The 18169-nt window shown below is 63.0% G+C and carries 16 protein-coding genes; 3 read left to right on the forward strand and 13 right to left on the reverse strand.

The annotated features are described in order from the left end of the window. Positions 1-20: 20 nt before the first annotated feature. The 10 genes from ACK4FJ_RS01390 to flgB all read right to left on the reverse strand — a co-directional run bounded on the left by ACK4FJ_RS01390 (position 21) and on the right by flgB (position 11143). The gene (locus ACK4FJ_RS01390; protein WP_409762892.1) at positions 21-1247 is read right to left on the reverse strand and encodes a cyclic nucleotide-gated ion channel; all 1227 of its coding nucleotides are present in this window, start codon (positions 1245-1247) and stop codon (positions 21-23) included. After that, the gene (alaS, locus tag ACK4FJ_RS01395; RefSeq protein WP_409762895.1) at positions 1244-3889 is read right to left on the reverse strand and encodes an alanine--tRNA ligase; all 2646 of its coding nucleotides are present in this window, start codon (positions 3887-3889) and stop codon (positions 1244-1246) included. Before alaS ends, ACK4FJ_RS01390 begins: the two co-directional genes overlap by 4 nt. 282 nt (positions 3890-4171) lie before the next feature. Next, positions 4172-5245, reverse strand: a complete 1074-nt coding sequence (recA, locus tag ACK4FJ_RS01400) for a recombinase RecA (RefSeq protein ID WP_409762898.1) — start codon at positions 5243-5245, stop codon at positions 4172-4174. Between the two features lie 173 nt (positions 5246-5418). Next, the gene (locus ACK4FJ_RS01405; protein ID WP_409762901.1) at positions 5419-7746 is read right to left on the reverse strand and encodes an ATP-binding protein; all 2328 of its coding nucleotides are present in this window, start codon (positions 7744-7746) and stop codon (positions 5419-5421) included. A 4-nt stretch (positions 7747-7750) separates the two neighbouring features. Further along, entirely contained in the window at positions 7751-8851 is a 1101-nt protein-coding gene (flhB, locus tag ACK4FJ_RS01410) for a flagellar biosynthesis protein FlhB (RefSeq protein WP_409762904.1), read from the reverse strand. Between the two features lie 8 nt (positions 8852-8859). Further along, positions 8860-9624 (reverse strand): flagellar biosynthetic protein FliR, encoded by a 765-nt coding sequence (locus tag ACK4FJ_RS01415; RefSeq protein ID WP_409762907.1) that lies wholly within the window; start codon positions 9622-9624, stop codon positions 8860-8862. A 10-nt stretch (positions 9625-9634) separates the two neighbouring features. Beyond that, the gene (gene fliQ / locus ACK4FJ_RS01420) at positions 9635-9901 is read right to left on the reverse strand and encodes a flagellar biosynthesis protein FliQ (RefSeq protein ID WP_409762910.1); all 267 of its coding nucleotides are present in this window, start codon (positions 9899-9901) and stop codon (positions 9635-9637) included. Positions 9902-9964: 63 nt separating this feature from the next. Beyond that, entirely contained in the window at positions 9965-10264 is a 300-nt protein-coding gene (gene fliE / locus ACK4FJ_RS01425; protein WP_409762914.1) for a flagellar hook-basal body complex protein FliE, read from the reverse strand. 23 nt (positions 10265-10287) lie between these two features. After that, positions 10288-10698, reverse strand: coding sequence for a flagellar basal body rod protein FlgC (flgC, locus tag ACK4FJ_RS01430; protein WP_374304360.1), 411 nt, complete (start codon positions 10696-10698; stop codon positions 10288-10290). A gap of 28 nt (positions 10699-10726) precedes the next feature. Then, positions 10727-11143 carry a flagellar basal body rod protein FlgB gene (gene flgB / locus ACK4FJ_RS01435; RefSeq protein WP_409762919.1) on the reverse strand — a complete coding sequence of 139 codons (417 nt, stop codon included), beginning with the start codon at positions 11141-11143 and terminating at the stop codon, positions 10727-10729. Positions 11144-11296: 153 nt separating this feature from the next. Here flgB and ACK4FJ_RS01440 point away from each other — a divergent pair, with 153 nt between their 5' ends. The 3 genes from ACK4FJ_RS01440 (at position 11297) to fliP (ending at position 12799) form a co-directional block, all read left to right on the forward strand. Next, positions 11297-11602: an EscU/YscU/HrcU family type III secretion system export apparatus switch protein gene (locus ACK4FJ_RS01440; RefSeq protein ID WP_409762922.1), complete on the forward strand. Its 306-nt coding sequence runs from the start codon at positions 11297-11299 to the stop codon at positions 11600-11602. Between the two features lie 80 nt (positions 11603-11682). After that, on the forward strand, positions 11683-12042 hold the full coding sequence (locus ACK4FJ_RS01445; protein WP_409762925.1) for a hypothetical protein: 360 nt from the start codon (positions 11683-11685) through the stop codon (positions 12040-12042). Further along, positions 12035-12799, forward strand: coding sequence for a flagellar type III secretion system pore protein FliP (gene fliP, locus ACK4FJ_RS01450; RefSeq protein WP_409762928.1), 765 nt, complete (start codon positions 12035-12037; stop codon positions 12797-12799). The genes ACK4FJ_RS01445 and fliP overlap by 8 nt, the downstream gene beginning before the upstream one ends. Before the next feature lie 27 nt (positions 12800-12826). Here the strand turns inward: fliP and ACK4FJ_RS01455 are convergent, their stop codons facing one another. The 3 genes from ACK4FJ_RS01455 to ACK4FJ_RS01465 form a co-directional block, all read right to left on the reverse strand. Further along, entirely contained in the window at positions 12827-16066 is a 3240-nt protein-coding gene (locus ACK4FJ_RS01455; protein WP_409762931.1) for a hypothetical protein, read from the reverse strand. A gap of 207 nt (positions 16067-16273) precedes the next feature. Beyond that, the gene (locus ACK4FJ_RS01460; protein ID WP_409762934.1) at positions 16274-16657 is read right to left on the reverse strand and encodes a response regulator; all 384 of its coding nucleotides are present in this window, start codon (positions 16655-16657) and stop codon (positions 16274-16276) included. Positions 16658-16689: 32 nt separating this feature from the next. Then, complete coding sequence (locus tag ACK4FJ_RS01465; RefSeq protein ID WP_409762937.1) at positions 16690-18132, reverse strand: DUF1217 domain-containing protein; 1443 nt, start codon at positions 18130-18132, stop codon at positions 16690-16692. Between the last annotated feature and the right edge of the window lie 37 nt (positions 18133-18169).

The raw sequence follows: 18169 nt of genomic DNA on the forward strand, positions 1-18169 counted from the left end.
CCGACGCGAGACGTAGCCGATCAGACGGCGGGGGGCGTTTCGCCTCCCGCCGTTTTTCTTTGCGCGGCGCGCTGCTCGGCCAGGCTGGAGATGTGTTCGCGGATTGCCGGATGCACCTGCAGCAGGCGCTGGAAATCGGCCACATCCAGCGTCAGCAGCCGACAGGCCGAGATCGCGCTGACCGTGGCGGTGCGATCGGTGCGATTGAGCAGTGCGATCTCGCCAAAATGCTGCCCAGACCCCAGCACTACGGGTTCGGGCAGGATTTCCACCTCCACCTCGCCGGCCATGATGAAGAACATCGCCTCGGCGCGGTCGCCCTTGCGCACGATTACCGCGCCGGCCGGCACCACCTGGGGCTTGAGCAGGCTGGCGATCTCGGCAATCGAACTGGCATCGAGCTGGCTGAAGATCGGCAGGGATGCCACCGCGCGCCAGGTCACCATGAATTCGCGGCGTTTGAATTCCTCGGCGAAGCCCGAGGCGAGCAGACCGGCGGGGATTGCAAAAGTGGCCACGCCCAGCACGATGACGAAGCCGTTGAACAGCTTGCCCAGCGGCGTGATCGGAATCATGTCGCCATAGCCGACCGAACCGACCGTAACGATGCCCCACCACAAGGCCTGCGGGATCGAGCCGAACACCTCGGGCTGGGTTTCGTTTTCCAGCACATACATGATGCAGGAAGCGATCACCAGCAGCACGCCGACCGTCATTAACGCGGCCCCCAGAGCCGACATTTCCCGCCGCAGCACGCCGGCCACCATACCCAGGCCCGGCAGATAACGCGCCAGCTTGAACAGGGTGAACATTTCAAGCGTCAGGAACAGGTCGCGCGGAAACGGCACGATCAGATTGATCCAGAAGGGCAGGATGACGAGCAGGTCGATGACGCCGAGGAATGACGTCATGTAGCGACGGCGCATCGCCACCGCACCGGTGCGGCCGGCATGGATGTAATCCGGCGCGATCCAGATACGCATAAGATATTCGATCGTGAACAGGATATCGGTGGCTTCGCGCACGCGGTCGAGCCAGAAACCGCTGCGATCATCCAGACCGGGCACGGTCACCAAAATAATGGCCAGCGCGCAAGCCGCGATACCAAGCAGGATCAGGCTGGAGACGAGTCTGTGCCCCAGTCCGGAATCCGTGCGGTCATCGGCAAGCAGGTCGAAACAGAACTGCCGCCAGCCCGCATCAGGCGTGGCGGCAGTGCGGCGGCGCCTGTAGCGCCCTGAGGTCACGCCGCCTTGCCGATCTCGGCCGCGATGGCATCCAGCGCCTTCTCGGCACCGGTCGGGTCGGCACCGCCGCCCTGGGCAAAATCGGGTCGGCCACCGCCGCCCTGGCCACCGATCAGCGGGGTGGCGATCTTGACCAAGTCGGCGGCATTCAGCTTAGCGGTGAGGTCGGCACTGACACCGACCACCACGGCCACCTTGCCATCGGCCACCGAGGTGAGCGCGACAACGCCAGAGCCGAGCTCCTTCTTCAGTGCGTCGACCATGCCGCGCAGGTCCTTGGCCGGCACGCCGTCCAGCCGGCGGGCGGCATATTTCACGCCATTCAGATCCTTCACCTGCGGGCCGCCGGCACCGCCGCCAGTGGCGAGTTGCTTGCGCAGTTCGGAAAGTTCACGCTCCAGCTTGCGCTTTTCTTCCAGCAGGGCGGTCAGGCGCTGCGGCACTTCCTTCGGTTGCGCCTTCAGCGCGTCGGCGGCGGCTTTCAGGGTTTCTTCCTGCTCGGCGAAATAACTGCGCGCCGCCTCGCCGGTCAGCGCCTCGATGCGGCGCACGCCGGCCGCGACGGCACCTTCGTTGACGATCTTGAACAGACCGATATCGCCGGTGCGGCGCACATGGGTGCCACCGCAAAGCTCGACCGAATAATCCTTGTCGCCCAACTTGCCCATGGCCAGCACACGGACCTCGTCGCCGTATTTCTCGCCGAACAGGGCCATGGCGCCGGCGGCGATGGCTTCGTCGGGCGTCATCAGGCGGGTGGTGACATCGCTATTCTGGCGCACGACCTCGTTCACTTCCGCTTCGACGGCCAGGGTTTCATCGACGCTGAGCGGCTTGGGGTGACTGATATCGAAACGGAAACGATCCGGCGAAACCAGCGAGCCCTTCTGCGTGACATGATCGCCCAGCTTCCGGCGCAGGGCCGCGTGCAACAGATGCGTGGCCGAGTGGTTGGCACGGATCGCGCTGCGACGGGCGTGATCGACGGTGAGCGTCGCCATGTCGCCGGTTTTCAGCGTGCCTTCCACCACCTTACCGACATGCACATGCAGCAGGCCGAGCTTCTTCTGGGTATCCGAGACCTGCACCTTCGCGCCGCCCGCGGTGGCGATCACGCCGGTATCGCCGACCTGGCCGCCGGACTCCGCGTAGAACGGCGTCTGGTTCAACACGACGGCAACCTCGGCGCCGGCCTTGGCCTCTTGCACCGGCTGACCGTTCACCACGATGGCATCGATGCGGCCTTCGGCGGCCTCGGTATCGTAACCGAGGAACTCGGTGGCGCCCTGCTCTTCCTTGATGTCGAACCACACCTTCTCGGTGGCCGCCTCGCCCGAACCGGCCCAGGCCTTGCGGGCCTCGGCGCGCTGGGCGGCCATGGCTTCCTGGAAGCCATCGAGATTGACGTTGATGCCGCGCAGGCGCAGGGCATCCTGGGTCAGGTCGAGCGGGAAGCCGTAGGTGTCGTAGAGCTTGAACGCCACCTCCCCCGGCAGCATGTCGCCCTTCGACATGCCGACCGTGGCTTCGTCGAGCAGCTTGAGGCCGCGATCCAGCGTCTGCTTGAAGCGGGTTTCCTCTAATTTGAGCGTCTCGCTGATCAGGCTTTCGGCGCGGCCGAGTTCGGGATAGGCGCGGCCCATCACCGACACCAGCGCCGGCACCAGACGGTGCATCAACGGTTCCTTGCAGCCCATCAGCTGGGCATGGCGCATGGCGCGACGCATGATGCGGCGCAGCACATAGCCGCGGCCTTCGTTGGACGGCAGCACGCCATCGGCGATCAGGAAGCAGGACGAGCGCAGGTGATCGGCGATCACGCGATGGCTCATCTTGAAATCGCCATCGGCGGCAACATGCGCGAAATCGGCCGACGCCTCGATCAGCGTGCGCATGATGTCGATGTCGTAATTGTCGTGCTTGCCCTGCATCACCGCAGTGATGCGCTCGAGGCCCATTCCGGTATCGATCGAGGGTTTAGGCAGGCTGACGCGCTGCTCCTTGGTCACCTGCTCGAACTGCATGAACACGAGATTCCAGATCTCGATATAGCGGTCGCCATCGGCGTCCGGGCTGCCCGGCGGGCCGCCGGCCACCTTGTCGCCGTGATCGTAGAAGATTTCCGAGCAGGGACCGCAGGGGCCGGTATCGCCCATGGCCCAGAAATTGTCCGAGGTGGCGATGCGCACGATGCGCTCGTCGGGCAGGCCGGCCACCTTCTTCCAGATGTTAAAAGCCTCGTCATCGTCGTGATAGACGGTGACCCACAGCTTGTCCTTCGGCAGGCCGTATTCCTTGGTGATCAGGTTCCAGGCGAACGGGATCGCCTCGTCCTTGAAATAGTCGCCGAAGGAGAAGTTGCCGAGCATCTCGAAGAAGGTGTGATGCCGGGCGGTGTAGCCCACATTGTCGAGGTCGTTGTGCTTGCCTCCGGCGCGCACGCATTTCTGCGAGGTGGCGGCGCGGGTATAGGGGCGCTTTTCCTGGCCGGTGAAGACATTCTTGAACTGCACCATGCCGGCATTGGTGAACATCAGGGTGGGGTCGTTGCGCGGCACCAGCGGCGAAGACTCCACCACCTGGTGGCCAGCCTTGGCGAAGTAATCAAGAAAGGCCTGGCGGATATCGCTGGCGGAGGACATGGACTTCACACCCCTGATCTTGGGCCTGGCGGGCGGATCGGCCCCGGCCGGACGTCTGCTGTCTGGGCCGGTGCGGCCGTTAAGGATTTCACCCGACCGGCCCGGCAAGAGGACTTAATTAACGCCCCGGGAAACCCCTGTCCAGCCAGCGGAAAGGCGGGTGGAAAGCCGTTAACTGCACGGCTTTAGGGCAAAAAAAGACCCCGGTACCGAGGTCCGGTACCGGGGTTCCCATGGAGGAGAGAACTCATACGCCGCCAGATAGCGGCGAGAGGGGAAAAATCAATCTGCGTCCTCGGTCTCGGCGGCGTCCGCGCCGGCATCGATGGCGGCGGCCACAATGCCCGAATTGGCCTTGATGGCGGCCTCGATCTTTTCGGCAACCTCCGGATTTTCCTTGAGGAATACCTTGGCAGCCTCGCGGCCCTGGCCGATCCGCTGGCTGTCGAAGGAGAACCAGGAGCCCGACTTGTCGACCACATTGGCCTTCACGCCCAGGTCGATCAGTTCGCCGGTCTTGGAGATGCCCTCGCCGTACATGATGTCGAAATCGACCACCTTGAACGGGGGCGCCACCTTGTTCTTGACCACCTTCACGCGGGTCTGGTTGCCGACCACCTCGTCGCGCACCTTGATCGAGCCGATGCGGCGCACATCGAGGCGGACGGAGGCGTAGAATTTCAGCGCGTTGCCGCCGGTGGTGGTTTCCGGGTTGCCGAACATCACGCCGATCTTCATGCGGATCTGGTTGATGAAGATCACCATGGTGTTCGACTTGGAGATCGAAGCGGTGAGCTTGCGCAGGGCCTGGCTCATCAGGCGGGCCTGCAGGCCGACATGGGTGTCGCCCATCTCGCCTTCCAGTTCGGCCTGCGGCACCAGGGCGGCGACGGAGTCGACCACCAGCACGTCGACGGCGCCCGAGCGCACCAGCGTGTCGGCGATTTCCAGCGCCTGTTCGCCGGTATCGGGCTGCGAGATCAGCAGCTCGCCGATATTGACGCCCAGCTTGCGGGCATAGGACGGGTCCAGGGCATGTTCGGCGTCGATGAAGGCGCAGGTGCCGCCCTTCTTCTGAGCCTCGGCCACCACATGCAGGGCGATGGTGGTCTTGCCCGAGCTTTCCGGACCGTAGACCTCGACGATGCGGCCGCGCGGCAGGCCGCCGATGCCAAGGGCAATGTCGAGGCCGAGCGAGCCGGTCGAGACCGATTCGATCTCGATGCTCTGGCGCGCCCCCAGCTTCATCACGGAACCTTTGCCGAAGGTGCGCTCGATCTGCGAGAGCGCGGCTTCCAGCGCCTTACCCTTGTCCATGTTCTCTTTTTCCACGACGCGAAGATTGGGGGACGACATGCGGGGCATCCTTTCATGGGGCCGGTGGATTTGCAACGATACGCGCTAATGACCCTATATGTTCTCATATCGTTGCCATTGTCCAGCAGAATCAGCAAGCCCCTGCTATGGCAAGGCTTTTTCGTTTAATTCGCAGGATGTTCCGGTTCTATTTATAACCGGTTCGCGGCCGTTCAGGCTGTCGGGCGATTCCCGCCGGGTGGCTCGGCATCCATCACTTCCTTCACTTTTCCGGCCAGCTGGCTGAGGGAAAATGGCTTGGGAAGGAAGTTTACATGGGCGGATTTCGCCATATTCGAGCGTAAACTGTCTTCAGCATAACCAGAGATAAACAGGATTTTCAGGTCCGGCCGGCTCTGCCGCAGGGCGGCGGCCAGGCTGGGGCCGTCCAGATTGGGCATCACCACGTCGGAGATCAGCAGCTCTACCCGGTTGAGCTGTTCGGCCGGCAGGGCCAGCGCCTGCTCGCCCGAGGCCGCCTCGATCACGGTGTAGCCCTTGTTGCGCAGCGCCCGGGCGGCGAAGGCGCGCACGGCATCCTCGTCTTCCACCAGCAGCACGAGGCCGCGGCCGGTAAGGTCTCGGGCATCGATGCGCGCCTCGTTGCGGCTGGCGGCGATTTCCTCGGGTTTGGGCCGGTAGCGCGGCAAGTAGATGCGGAAACAAGCCCCCGCGCCCGGCATGCTCTCGACATGGATGAAGCCGCCAGTCTGCTTGATGATACCGTAGACGGTGGACAGGCCCAGACCGGTGCCGGCACCCACCGCCTTGGTGGTGAAGAAGGGATCGAAGATCTTGGCCATGTGCTCGGGCGCGATACCGTGGCCGGTGTCGGTGACTTCAATCAGCACGTAATCGCCGGGCGGAATGGTCTCGGCGCCCAGTTCAGCAGCGCGTTCGACATGGTGATTGAGCGTGCGGATCTTCAGCTCGCCGCCTTCGCTCATGGCATCGCGCGCATTGACGGCGAGATTAATGATGACCTGCTCGAGCTGACCCTGGTCGACCTTCACCAGACCCAGATCGCGGCCATGAGTCATGGTCAGTGTAATGGTCTCGCCGATCAGGCGACCGATCAAATTGCGCAGGTCGGCCAGCACATCGGTGACATCCAGCACCTTGGGTACCAGAGTCTGCTGGCGCGAGAAGGCCAGCAGCTGGCGCACCAGATTGGCGGCGCGGCTGGCGTTCTGCTTGATCTGCATGATGTCGGCGAAGGACTGGTCGCCGGGCTGATGACGCTGCAACAACAGGTCGCAGAAGCCGATCATCGCAGTCAGCAGATTGTTGAAGTCATGCGCGATACCGCCGGCCAACTGTCCCACCGCCTGCATCTTCTGGCTCTGGTGAAACTGCGTCTGCAGGCTGCGCTGCTCGGTGGTGTCGACCAGATAGACGAGTTGTGCCGACTGGCCATCGTCGCGTTCCGCCGATGAGGCAGCGAAGACCTCGACCACGCGCTCGCGCGGGCCGGCCAGACGCACCTCCAGCGCGCGGCTGAAGGTTTCGCCACGCCGCAAGGCGATCAGGTGCCGCGTCAGCGCCAGCGCATCTTCCTCGCGGACCAGCGCGGCCAGCCGCTGGCCCAGCCAGTCGTCGCGGCCGCAGAGGTTGGCAAAGGCGGCATTCGCCTCGCGGATGGTGCCGGCGGAATCCAGCACCAGGATGCCGACCGGGGCCTGGTCGAAGAAGCGACGGAACTCGGCTTCCACCGGACGCAGCGTGCCGCGCTGGCGCAGTTCCAGCCCCAGATCATGCACCACCGCGCTGTAGCGCAGCGGATGGCCTTCAGGATCGGAGATCGCCGTCTGGCTGACGCTGACCAGACGAAGGCCGGCCTTGTCTTCCCCGGCCTTTTCGCTGCGCACCGGTTTCAGCTTGGCCTCGCCGCCCTCCCAGTCCGGGGTCATCGCCTCGCCTTCGCGGCCCTCGCCATGCTGCAGCACGTCGGAGAGGCCCAGATGGCCGCCGACCAGCTGCTCGGGCTGCAATCCGATCCAGGCGGCGAAGGTGTGGTTGGCGAATAGAAAACGGCCGTCGGGCGCCACCGAATAGAGGCCGACCGGGGCATTGTCGATGAAAGCCGCCAGTTCATCGCGCTGCTGCCGCACCGCGATCAGCGCCGCGGCATTGTCGGGCATTTCCTGGATATCCCAGATCACCCAGTCGCGCCGGCCCGGCGCCAGCATGCCGGTGACGCGCAGAGGCAGGAAGTCGTCGCCCAGCTCGAGCGGGAAATCCTCCTGCACGGCGCGACCCAGCGGCAGCAGGGCGCGCAGGCGCGATAGGGTTTCGACGTTGCCGATCTCGCCACCCAGCAACTGTTCGGGTGGAATGCCGCCTTCCCTGCCCAGCCGGCCGGCCAGCACACGGTAGGCTGTATTCGCCGCCAGCAGCGTGGTGCCGCGCGTGATCGCGCGGGCGAACGGACTCGCTTCGGCCAGCAGCCAGGCGGCGCGCCGACGCGACGATCCGATCAGGGAGAGGAAGGACAGCGACATCGCGTTACTCGACCGTCTCGACCTTGGGCTCGTAGCGCGCGTTGAAGCCATCCTTCAGCCGCATGATGTAGCTGATCACCTCGGCTACCGCGCGGTAATGATCGACGGGGATGGGCTGATCGAGCTCCACCTTGTAGAGCGCGCGCGCCAGCGGCGGGTTCTCGACGATGGGGACCTTGTTCTCGGTCGCGATCTCGCGGATACGCCGCGCCAGCACATCGACGCCCTTGGCCACCACGACTGGCGCTTCCGACTGTCCAGATTCGTATTTCAGCGCCACGGCATAATGCGTCGGATTGGTGATCACGACGCTGGCCTCGGGCACGGCAGCCATCATGCGCTTGCGCACGCGCTGCATGCGCAGCTGACGCAGGCGCGCCTTGATGAGGGGATCGCCCTCGGTTTCCTTGTGCTCGTCCTTGACCTCCTGGCGGGTCATGCGGAGCTGCTTCATGTAATTGTAGCGCTGATACATGTAGTCGGCGACGGACACCACCGCCATGATGACGATCAGCGACCCTAGCAGCTTGAGCACGATGGTGGCGCAGAACGATAATACAACAGCAAGATCGAGGTCGATCAGGGTCTCCAGCCTGTCGAGTTCGGGCATGAGGATCACGAACAGGATGGCGCCAATGATGCAGACCTTGGCCAGATTCTTGATGAATTCGACCGCACCCTGAACCGAGAAAATGCGCTTGAGGCCCGCAATCGGTGACAATTTTGCGATGTCGGGCTTTATCTTCTCAGGCGTGAACTGGGGCGGATTCTGCATGACGCTGGCCGCGAGGCTGAATGCCATGAAGACACCCAGAACCGGACCGAGCACCGTACTGAGATCAAGAATCAGATCCAGCACGAGTCTGGTCAGATGGCTGGGATCGATGGGGATGCGATGCGGCTGCTCGAAGAAGACCAGCGTAGACCCCACCACGCGACGCGATAGCAGGTCTCCCATCAGCCACATCAGCAAGGCGGCGGCCAGAAACACGAACAGGTGACCGACTTCCTGCGACTTGGCGATATTGCCTTTCTTCGCCGCTTCGTCTAGCCGTTTGGCGGATGGGTCTTCTGTTTTGGAGTCTGGATCGGCGTCTTCGGCCATTCCCGCCCCTAGCGCGGCGTCAGGAACTGCGACATCAGTTCCTCATACCGCGTCGTGAACATGATACCGATCGCCGCCAGCGAGAACCCCAGAATGAATAGCGAGGTGGCAATTTGCGGGGCCTGCATGATGAAGAATATCTGCAGCGTTGGCATCAGCCGGTTCAGCAAGCCCAGCGCAACGTTGAAAATGATGCCGTAGACGATGAATGGAGCCGCCATCTTCACGCCGACGGCAAAGCTTGATGCGACCAGTTCGGTAGCGACATTGGCGAAATCGCCAAAAGCCGGCACCCGCAGCGGCGGGAACAGCACGTAACTGTCATACGCCGCCTGAAGCGCCAGCAGATGCAGGTCGGTGGCGAAAATCAAGGCGATGCCGAGGAATACCATCATGCTGCTGAGCAGGGCGCTCTGTGAGCCCTGGTTGGGATCGAAGAACAGGGCGGCCGAGAGACCGGCCTGCAGCGCAATGATGCTCCCGGCCACATGTAATGCCGAGATGATCAGTCGCGAGATGAGCCCCAGAGCCAGACCGAAGCCGATTTCGGTGACCATGAGAAAAGCCAACTGGAATGGCTGGGCCGGTAACGGCGGCAGGCTCGGCCCGAGAATGGGCGTGGACAGGGCGGCCGTGAGCAATGCGATGCTCAGGCGCACGCGCGCCGGTACCGAGCTTTCGCCCACCGCCGGCAGAGCCATCATGGCCGAACCCAGACGGCAGAAAATCAGCATGAATGCGTAGATGTTGCCGGCAACGAAATCCTGCAGCACGGCCGCCCCGCTACTGCAGGCCCGCGATGCGGCTGGCGATCTGCTCCATGAAGGAGATCATGGTGCCGATCATGAACGGCATGGTGAGGATCAGGGTGCCGAAAATGGCCAGGATTTTCGGCACAAAGGTCAGGGTGGGTTCCTGCAACTGGGTGAGGGCCTGGAAAAGCGAAATGGCAATGCCGATCACCAGGCTGACGATCATGGCTGGCCCGGCCACCTTGATCAGAACCCAGATCCCATCGCGCATGATGTCTACTACTTCGACGGCCGTCATCGATTCGCCCTCTGCCGCCGACCATACCGCATTGTCTGCCGCAACCCCAGAGGGGGAAGCGAGTCAGATCGGCATACGCATGATTTCCTGGTAGGCGTTGATGACGCGGTCGCGTACCGCCACCACCGTGTCGAGGGCCACTTCTGCATTTGTCACGGCCGTCACCACGTCGGTGACATCGGCCTTGCCGGCCACGGCCATGGCGGAGGTGGCTTCGGACTGCTTCGCGGCGTCCACGGCCTGCTGCAGCGCCTCGCCCAGCATGTCGCCGAAACCGCCGCCCGCCTTGACCTTGCTGGCATCGCCCGGGGCCAGACTGGCAGTCAATCCGGGAAGGGCACCGCCTATGCGTAGATCAGCCATGGTTCACTCTCCTCTCGCCGGCATCAGTTGCGCAGCAGATCAACCGTGCGGGTGATCATCTGCTTGGCCGAGTCGACGACGTTGAGATTGGCTTCGTAGGTGCGCTGGGCTTCACGCATGTCGGCCATCTCGATCACGGTCTTCACGTTGGGCATTTTGACATAACCATCGGCATTGGCCGACGGATGGCCGGGATCGTATTTCAGTTCGAAATCGGACTTGTCGGTCTTCGGCGGCTGCGCCTTCACCATGTTGGCGCCGGTGGCGCGGTCGAGTTCGCTCTTGAAACTGACCACCTTGCGACGATACGGATCGCCGCCCGGCGTCTTCGCCAGGGAGTCGGCGTTGGCGATGTTTTCCGCCAGGGTCTTGAGACGCTCGCCCTGGGCACGCATGCCCGAGGCCGAGATTTTCATGGCGTTTTTCAGTTCCATGGATCGCCTCCGTTATCCGTCGCAGACATTAGCGCTGTCCGCCGGTGCCGATCGCCTTGCGGAGCATGGTGACCTGCTTGCGATAGAGATTGGTTATCAGGGAATGATCGGCCTGGGTTTCGGCCACATTCATCATCTGCTGTTCGAGGTTAACCTCGTTGCCATTCGGCGAGGTCTCGTATGTGCCCTTGCCGCGCTCGGCTTTCCAGGTATCCGTGCCGCGCGTGCCCAGACCACGGAAATGGCCTGGCTGGGTGGCGCTGGCGGCCATGCCGAGCTGGCTGTTGCGGACCAATTCGCTGAAGCCTACCTGCTTGAGATCCTTGGGCTTGTAGCCCGGGGTATCAGCATTGGCGATATTCTCGGCCAGCACGCGCTGACGCTCGCCCAGCCAGTCCATGCGCCGGGTGATCGCCTTCAGCAGGCTGATGCGGTCGAGATCCATGCCATATCCTTCATCGACGCCGGCCGGAACGGGTTCCGGGCCTGGCCGGGGCGGGCCTTTGCCACTGGCTGGCAGACTGGCCCCCAGCCGTAAAGATTCGGTTAACCCGGGGCCGTGGTAGGATGCCGCGAACCCGCAGCCCCATACCCGGACATGGCCCAGCCCCCCTCCTCCCCACCGCCCGACAAACGAGCCCCGCGCAGCAAGGCGGTCGCCCTGGGATACGACCCCAAACGCGATGAAGCGCCCCGGGTGGTGGCTTCCGGCCAGGGCCATATCGCCGATCAGATCGTCCGCATCGCCTTAGATCACGGTGTTACCGTGCGGCAGGATTCCGACCTGGTGGAAATCCTGTCCAAGCTGGATATCGATGCCCTGATCCCGGTGGAAGCCTTCGCCGCGGTTGCCGAAATCCTCAGTTACATATACCGCAGCCAGGGCAAATCCCTGTCAGAATGACCGGCCAGAGCGGCATACCCGTATCGGCTTGACCCGACTCGGGAGCGGCAACCAAAGTAACGCGCAATCAGGGAACTGGCATGGACAGCATCGATTTCACCCAAGTGGCGATCGCCTTCGGCGGCCTGCTGATTCTGCTGGCTTTGTTCTATTACGGCGCCCGCGCCCTTTCCGGCAGCGCCCGTTTCGGCAAATGGCGGCCCGGCCAGCGTATCGGTGTGGTCGACAGCATGCCGGTGGACGGCGCACGCCGGCTGGTCCTGGTCCGCCGGGACGACACCGAGCACCTGCTGCTGCTCAGCAGCCATGGCGATGTCGTGATCGAAACAGGCATTCCGGCGATCCGGCCGGAGGATAACACCGAAAGCACGGAAACCGGCGGGGGTGGATGGCCGACCCTGCGCGTACCAGGCCGGCAGAGGCAAGACCGCGATGCATAAACGCTGGATACTCAAGAGTGCCGTGTTCGGCCTGGCCGTAACCCTGGCAGGCTTTTTCCTGCTGATGCCCTCTGCATTGATGGCCCAGTCGGTATCCATCGACCTGGGCGAAGGCGGAACCCTGACCGGCCGGGTGATCCAGCTGATCGCCCTGACTACCGTGCTGGCGCTGGCGCCATCGATCCTGGTGGTCATCACCAGCTTCGTGCGCATCGTCGTGGTGCTGTCGTTGTTGCGTAGCGCGCTGGGCACGCAGTCGACGCCGCCCAACACGGTCATGATCAGCCTGGCGCTGTTCCTCACCTTTTTCATCATGCAGCCTGTGCTGGAGCGTGCCTATGCGGACGGCATCCAGCCCCTGATGGAAGAGCAGATCGACGAGCGTGTGGCGTTCGACCGTGCCATCGCGCCATTCCATGAATTCATGCGCAGCCAGGTTCGCGAGAAGGACCTGGCACTTTTCAGCGGTTTTGCCCGTTTGCCGCCACCCGAGAATCCGGAGGCGATTTCCCTGCGCGTGCTGGTGCCGGCCTTCATGATCAGCGAATTGAAGCGCGCCTTCGAGATCGGCTTCCTGCTGTTCATCCCCTTCATCGTTGTGGACCTTGTGGTGGCTTCGGTGCTGATGTCGATGGGCATGATGATGCTGCCGCCGGTGATGATCTCCCTGCCCTTCAAGCTGATTTTCTTTGTGCTGGTGGACGGCTGGAACCTGGTCTGTGCCGCTCTGGTCGAGAGCTTCCTCGGCACCCGTTAGGCGGCACCCGAAGCCGGTTGCTCGCGCTCAGTTGATAGCGCTGAGACCACCTTTGGCGACCCGGTCGCGATAGCGACTCATGAAGGCTTCATACTGACCGATCTGTGCGATGGTCGCCGCCAGCTCGCGGGGATCGCCCGCGGCGCGTGTCACCGTACTGGCCACAGCCGCGAAGGCCGGCGCATCCGGCGTATCCTTGAATTTTGCCTCATATTTGCTGCGCAGGTCGTTCAGCGCGGCAATGTCGTTGACGAGTGAATAGGCAACGCCGAGCTGTAGCACTTGCTTGCGTTCGTCGGGGCTCAGGGGTGCCGGGTCAGCGTGACGGTTACCAAGCCCGAGGCTGACCACGCGGGCGAAGGCGATCCAGTCCTTAGCACGCCAATGCAGGTCTGCCCGCAGGCTCCGCGCTTCCGGGCTCTGGTCCTGCCCCAGAAGGTTCAGTGCCTCGGGGAAACGATCCAGATCGCCCAGAGCCCGCGCCTCCAGCAGGCGGCGTTCCTGCACCACCGCCGGCGACAGGTTTGGCATCAAGGTATTCTGCAGCGACTTCAGGGCAGCTTCAGGATTGCGGTCAAGCAGATAGACAACCGCCAGGCGCGCGCCGGCCTTAGAACGATCCTCGCCACGCAGTCGATAAGTGATCTGGTGTTCGAGCAGTTCTGCCGCGCGGTTGAGGAGGTCGACCGAAACCAAACGATCAGCCAGCTTGCCAATGATCTCGTCGCCTTCCGGTCCGACCGGGGTGAGCTCGCGATAATCGTAATACAGGGCCAGCGCGGTTAACGGCGGCAGGGCCTGGGCGCCGCCATCGAGGAACAGTTTGGCGAATTCGTCGCTCATCTGTTTGGTCAGCAGTGGCACTTCGGGTGATTTCGGAAAATACTTCACGATCTGGCGGAAGGTCGTGATGCCGCCGCGCAGATCGCCGGTGGAGAATTGCAACTCGCCCAGACGGCGCAGCAGATTGAATTCATATGGACCGCCGCGCCAGGCGAACCGCAACTGATCCATGCGCTCGATTGCCTGCGGCACATCGATCAGCTTCCGGGTCAGCATCATGTCGGTCTTGGCGAATTCGGCCAGTGCCCGCGCCCGACGATCACCGCTGCCAGAAGCCTGGTCGAAGTGGCGGATAGCCTCTTCCGGCTTATTGGTGGCGTCGGCCAGCAAACCACGCACATAATTGCCTTCGGCAGCCTGGCCGCGCGTCAGGATGTCCCAGTCCAATGCCTGCAGCTCCGCCGTTGCCGCCGCAATGTCTCCGCCGGCCAGCCAAGCCCGCGCCATGGTCAGGCGGAGATTGGCGCGCAGGTCGGGCGGGAATTTCGCCACGGCCGCGCCAGACAGGGAGAAGGCCCGTCGCGCCGCCGGCCAATCGTCCCGCTCGGCCGCCAGCATACCGCGATAAGCCAGCACATCGGGGTCATCGTCGAATACCTTGGAATCGAGGTCGTTGGCAGCATCCGCCAAACGGCCAAGCCGCAGATACGCAATCCCGCGCAATGCGCGATAGAGCTTATCGCGTTCCAGTTCAGGCTGTTCGGCGCGCGCCTTCGCCAGCACGCCAAGCGCCTCGGGCTGCATGTCATTGGCCGCATAGAATTGCGCCAGCGCTAAACGTTGCTGCTGACGCTGGCCGGGTGGGCTGAGCCCGATGCGGCGCAGGAGATTTTCCTCCTGCTCGGCATAGGTATTGCCCTCGACCTTGCGCCATTCACCGAATTGCAGGATGTCGAGCGTGCCGCTTTTGGGATCAGCACCTCGCGGCGCCGACAGGGACAGGCCATTGGGAGACGCGATCTCGATACCGCGCGGATAACGCCGGATATCCAAGTTGTCGGCATGCGTCTCAATGGCGAAGCCCTGGAAACTGGGCAGCACACTAAGTTCGATGAAGTCACGGCGGCTGGATACGCCGCCGTTGGCGCCGGCATAGGGCACGACGGTAAGCATATCGCCGGTATCGGGATCGGGGATCGCCAGTTGCGGCGAAGGATCATTCGCCGCGAAGAACAGCCGCGCACCGCCATCGGCGTCCAACTGGCGACGCACATCGATTTCCTGCGGCCGGTTGCGCGGCGAGTCCGCGTCCTCGACCAGCACGCCGGGCGCAGTTTCCTTCGGCACCAGCTGTTCGGGCTGAATGGTATTGATGCCGATCTGCCAACCGGTGTTCCGGCGGGTGAAATTCGCAGTGGTGCCGGCGGGCACGGCAAGGCGCAAGACGGTAACACCCGGGACGGGCAGTTGCTCCACGCCATTGATCGCGCCGCTCCAGTCGCGCGTGGTTATCGGGCGCAGATCGACATTGGCAGCGCGATCGAACACCAGCCACAGATTGCCATTGCGCAGAAAGGCCGCCGCCGCGACCGGGCGCGTCCAGGGGAAATTCAGCAAAGGCCCGGTGCGGCTGGAATCCACGCCGGGCACCAGAGGTACGCCTGTGATCGGCCCCGTCGGCGGTGCCGGCATGAAGGCGCCCAATGGCGCAGTCTGCACGGCTGCAACCGGCGCGGCAGCAGGAACGCCCGCGGCGGGAGGCGGTACGGCCGCGGCGGGAGCCGGGGCCGGAGTCTGGGCCGAAGTCGGGGCCTGGGCGGCAGGAGGTGGCGGTGCCACAGTCGTCGCAGGGGCTTTGGGGGTAACGGGCGCGCCAGCGGCTGCGGCTGTCTGGGCTGGTTTTGCCTCGGCAGCCTTTGGTTCAGTTTTTCCCGCCGCAGGTTTGGTTTCGACGGGTTTGGTCTCGGCCGCCTTGGTTTCCGTGGGCTTTGGCGCCGGCCCCGCTTCGGCCGACGCCGATTTGGGTTCGGCGGATGGCGTGATATCGATCACCACCTTCGCGCCATTGCGCCAGGATTTGATGCTCGCCCCTTCCGGGATGGCAAAGCTGACCACGCCGCCATCGCCCTGGGCGCGCCAGGCGAGGTTTTTCACACTACGTGGCGGGAACTGCGGCAAACGACCAAGATCCACCGGCTGCGGGCTGGCGAAGCGGATCGTGGCCTGCTCGCCCTCGGTCGCCACATCGAATTCCACGCGCTGCGGCCAATCGAAAACCAGTCGCGTATAGGTCGGATGTTCGCCAGCGCGCAGGCGGACGGTCGAACCCTCAGCCTGTGCTGGCGCAGCTTGCGCGGGACGGGGCGGCGATGCGGCGGCGGGCTGTGGTGGAGCTGCGGCAGGGCGTCCGATCGGAGGCGTATTGGCCTGCGGTTCGGTCTGCGCCAGAAGAGCCGACGAGAAAAGACCCAGGGCGCCGGCCATTGCAAGGCCGGCAACACCGCTGCGAGCCGAACTGCGCCGGTTCGCCAGAGGTCGCCTGTCGTGCCCTTCTGCCATGCTCCCTGTCTGCGTCGATCTACTTTCGGCGGGGGAATCAGGCCCGCGCTTCGCAATTATAGAAGCGTGGCAGGATAAGGCGATACTGTTAACAGATTGTTCTTTCGACCAGATTGGCAGCAGGGCGAATGATCAGGCCGGGCCAAGAATGCCGGCAAGCCGGGCTTTCAGGGTTGCAGCATCAAATGGCTTGAGGATGAACCCGTCCACCCCCAGACGGCCCGCCTCGGCCACGGAGTCACGGCGGTTTTCCGCCGTGACCAGGATAAACGGGATCCTAGCGTAGTCCGGATCCGCCCGTACGGCCCTGAAGAATGCCAGCCCGTCCATCGGCGCCATGTTCCAGTCCGACAGGATCAGGCGGTAGGGCCGCCGGCGCAGCATGGTCAGAGCGGTGACCGGGTCCCCAACCGTATCGACCTCAGGGAACCCGATATCCCGCAGTTGCCGGGCAATGATCGCCAACATGGTGCGGTGATCGTCGACCACCAGTATCGGGAATTCTTCAGCCGCCATAGGGCAGCCATAGCCGAAAACCGGCGCGCAGCCTAGCCGAGCAGATTCAGCAGATAACTCTGCCCGCCGCCGCTCTCGGCACCCTTGAAGGTCAGGTAACGAGTAATCACCTTGTCGATTTCATTCTGATCGTTCTTGAGCGATTTGACGTCGACCCGCTTCTCAAGCGCTGTTACCTGACTGTCCACTTCCTGGTAGGCCAACTCCTGAGGAAGGTTATTGGCGACAGTGATAACCTCACGCAGGACGCCATCGCCCAGCAGTTGCACCGTCAAGTCAACATCCTTGATGCGCCGCGAAAACTCGATCGCCGCGCGCACGCCAGGCGCCTGCTCATCGAGATACTGCTCGTATTTCACGCGCTCGTATTTCCGCCCCAGATCCAGCGCTGTCGACCCGAGTTTCAGCTTATCTTCCTGGAAAATGAAAAACCCCAGATCCTCCGTCATCTTCTTAAAGCGGGGATCCTGAAACCGGTTCGCCAGCGAGTCGACATCCGTGAGATCGCTTTCCAGAATCTTGCGAATTTTGCCGGGATACTTGGCTTCGCTCTCAAGATCGTAGGCAGACAGGACGAATTTCAGCAGGCGCTGATTGTTGAAGAAATCATCCAGCGACTCAATCTGGGTGATGTTCTCCTTGAAATAGGTGATTTCCGATTGCACATCGCTGCGCTGGCGGAAATTCTGGAATTCCGGGCCGTCGAATTCGTAATAGTTGATCGATTTCGTGGTCGTCGGTGCTGCCTCTTCCTCAAGCAGGCCGCGCTTATGATTGGCCGAATAAACGCTAGCGTCTCGCGCCCCTATATCCGGCCCGAAGATCAGCTTTCCATCGTCAGCAGGATTGGTAGAACCTGATGTCACCAATGCCGTGCCGTCGACATCGATCTGCAGTTTGCGCAAACGGGCCAGACCGGGATCAAGCGGCGTAACGTGAGTGCCGTCATTGACGACCTTCCCGTCGGCGTCCAGGCCTACGGTATTGCCATCGGCATCCAAAAGCGTGCCAGTCGCGCCAAAACCATATTTTCTCGCCAGCTCCAGATCCTTCAGCGTTCCCTGACGCGCCACCGAGCCCGGATCGTCCAGATCACTGGTCAGGATATCGCGCAATCTTTGAGGATTGAACCTGAACATGTCGCCATAGCCATTGGCCTCGGCCAGCACCCGTATGAAACGGTCGTCATTGATCAACTCGCTGACGGTCGTGGCCGTGGCCGCGCGGCCCTGGTAATACGCAGCGTCGTTCTGGACCCGCGCGTTTTCTTCCTTGATCTGGCTATTCCGCAGCCTGATAGCGGCATTGTTGAATTCGCGCGCAGTCTTCTTCGCCTGTTCCGCTGCCGCGTCCGGCTTGCTCTTCTCTTCGTTTTCGGCGGCAAGCTTCTGCAGCTTACGATACATCGCAGTCGGCGACATTGTCGCTGAGGATGTACCAGCCCCGCTGTAGAGAATGCTCAGATCAATCGACATCCTTGCTCGCCTCCTGCGGCAGTGATGATCGGCGCAG

It is taken from the genome of Ferrovibrio sp. (assembly GCF_046297595.1).
Taxonomy (GTDB): Bacteria; Pseudomonadota; Alphaproteobacteria; order Ferrovibrionales; family Ferrovibrionaceae; genus Ferrovibrio.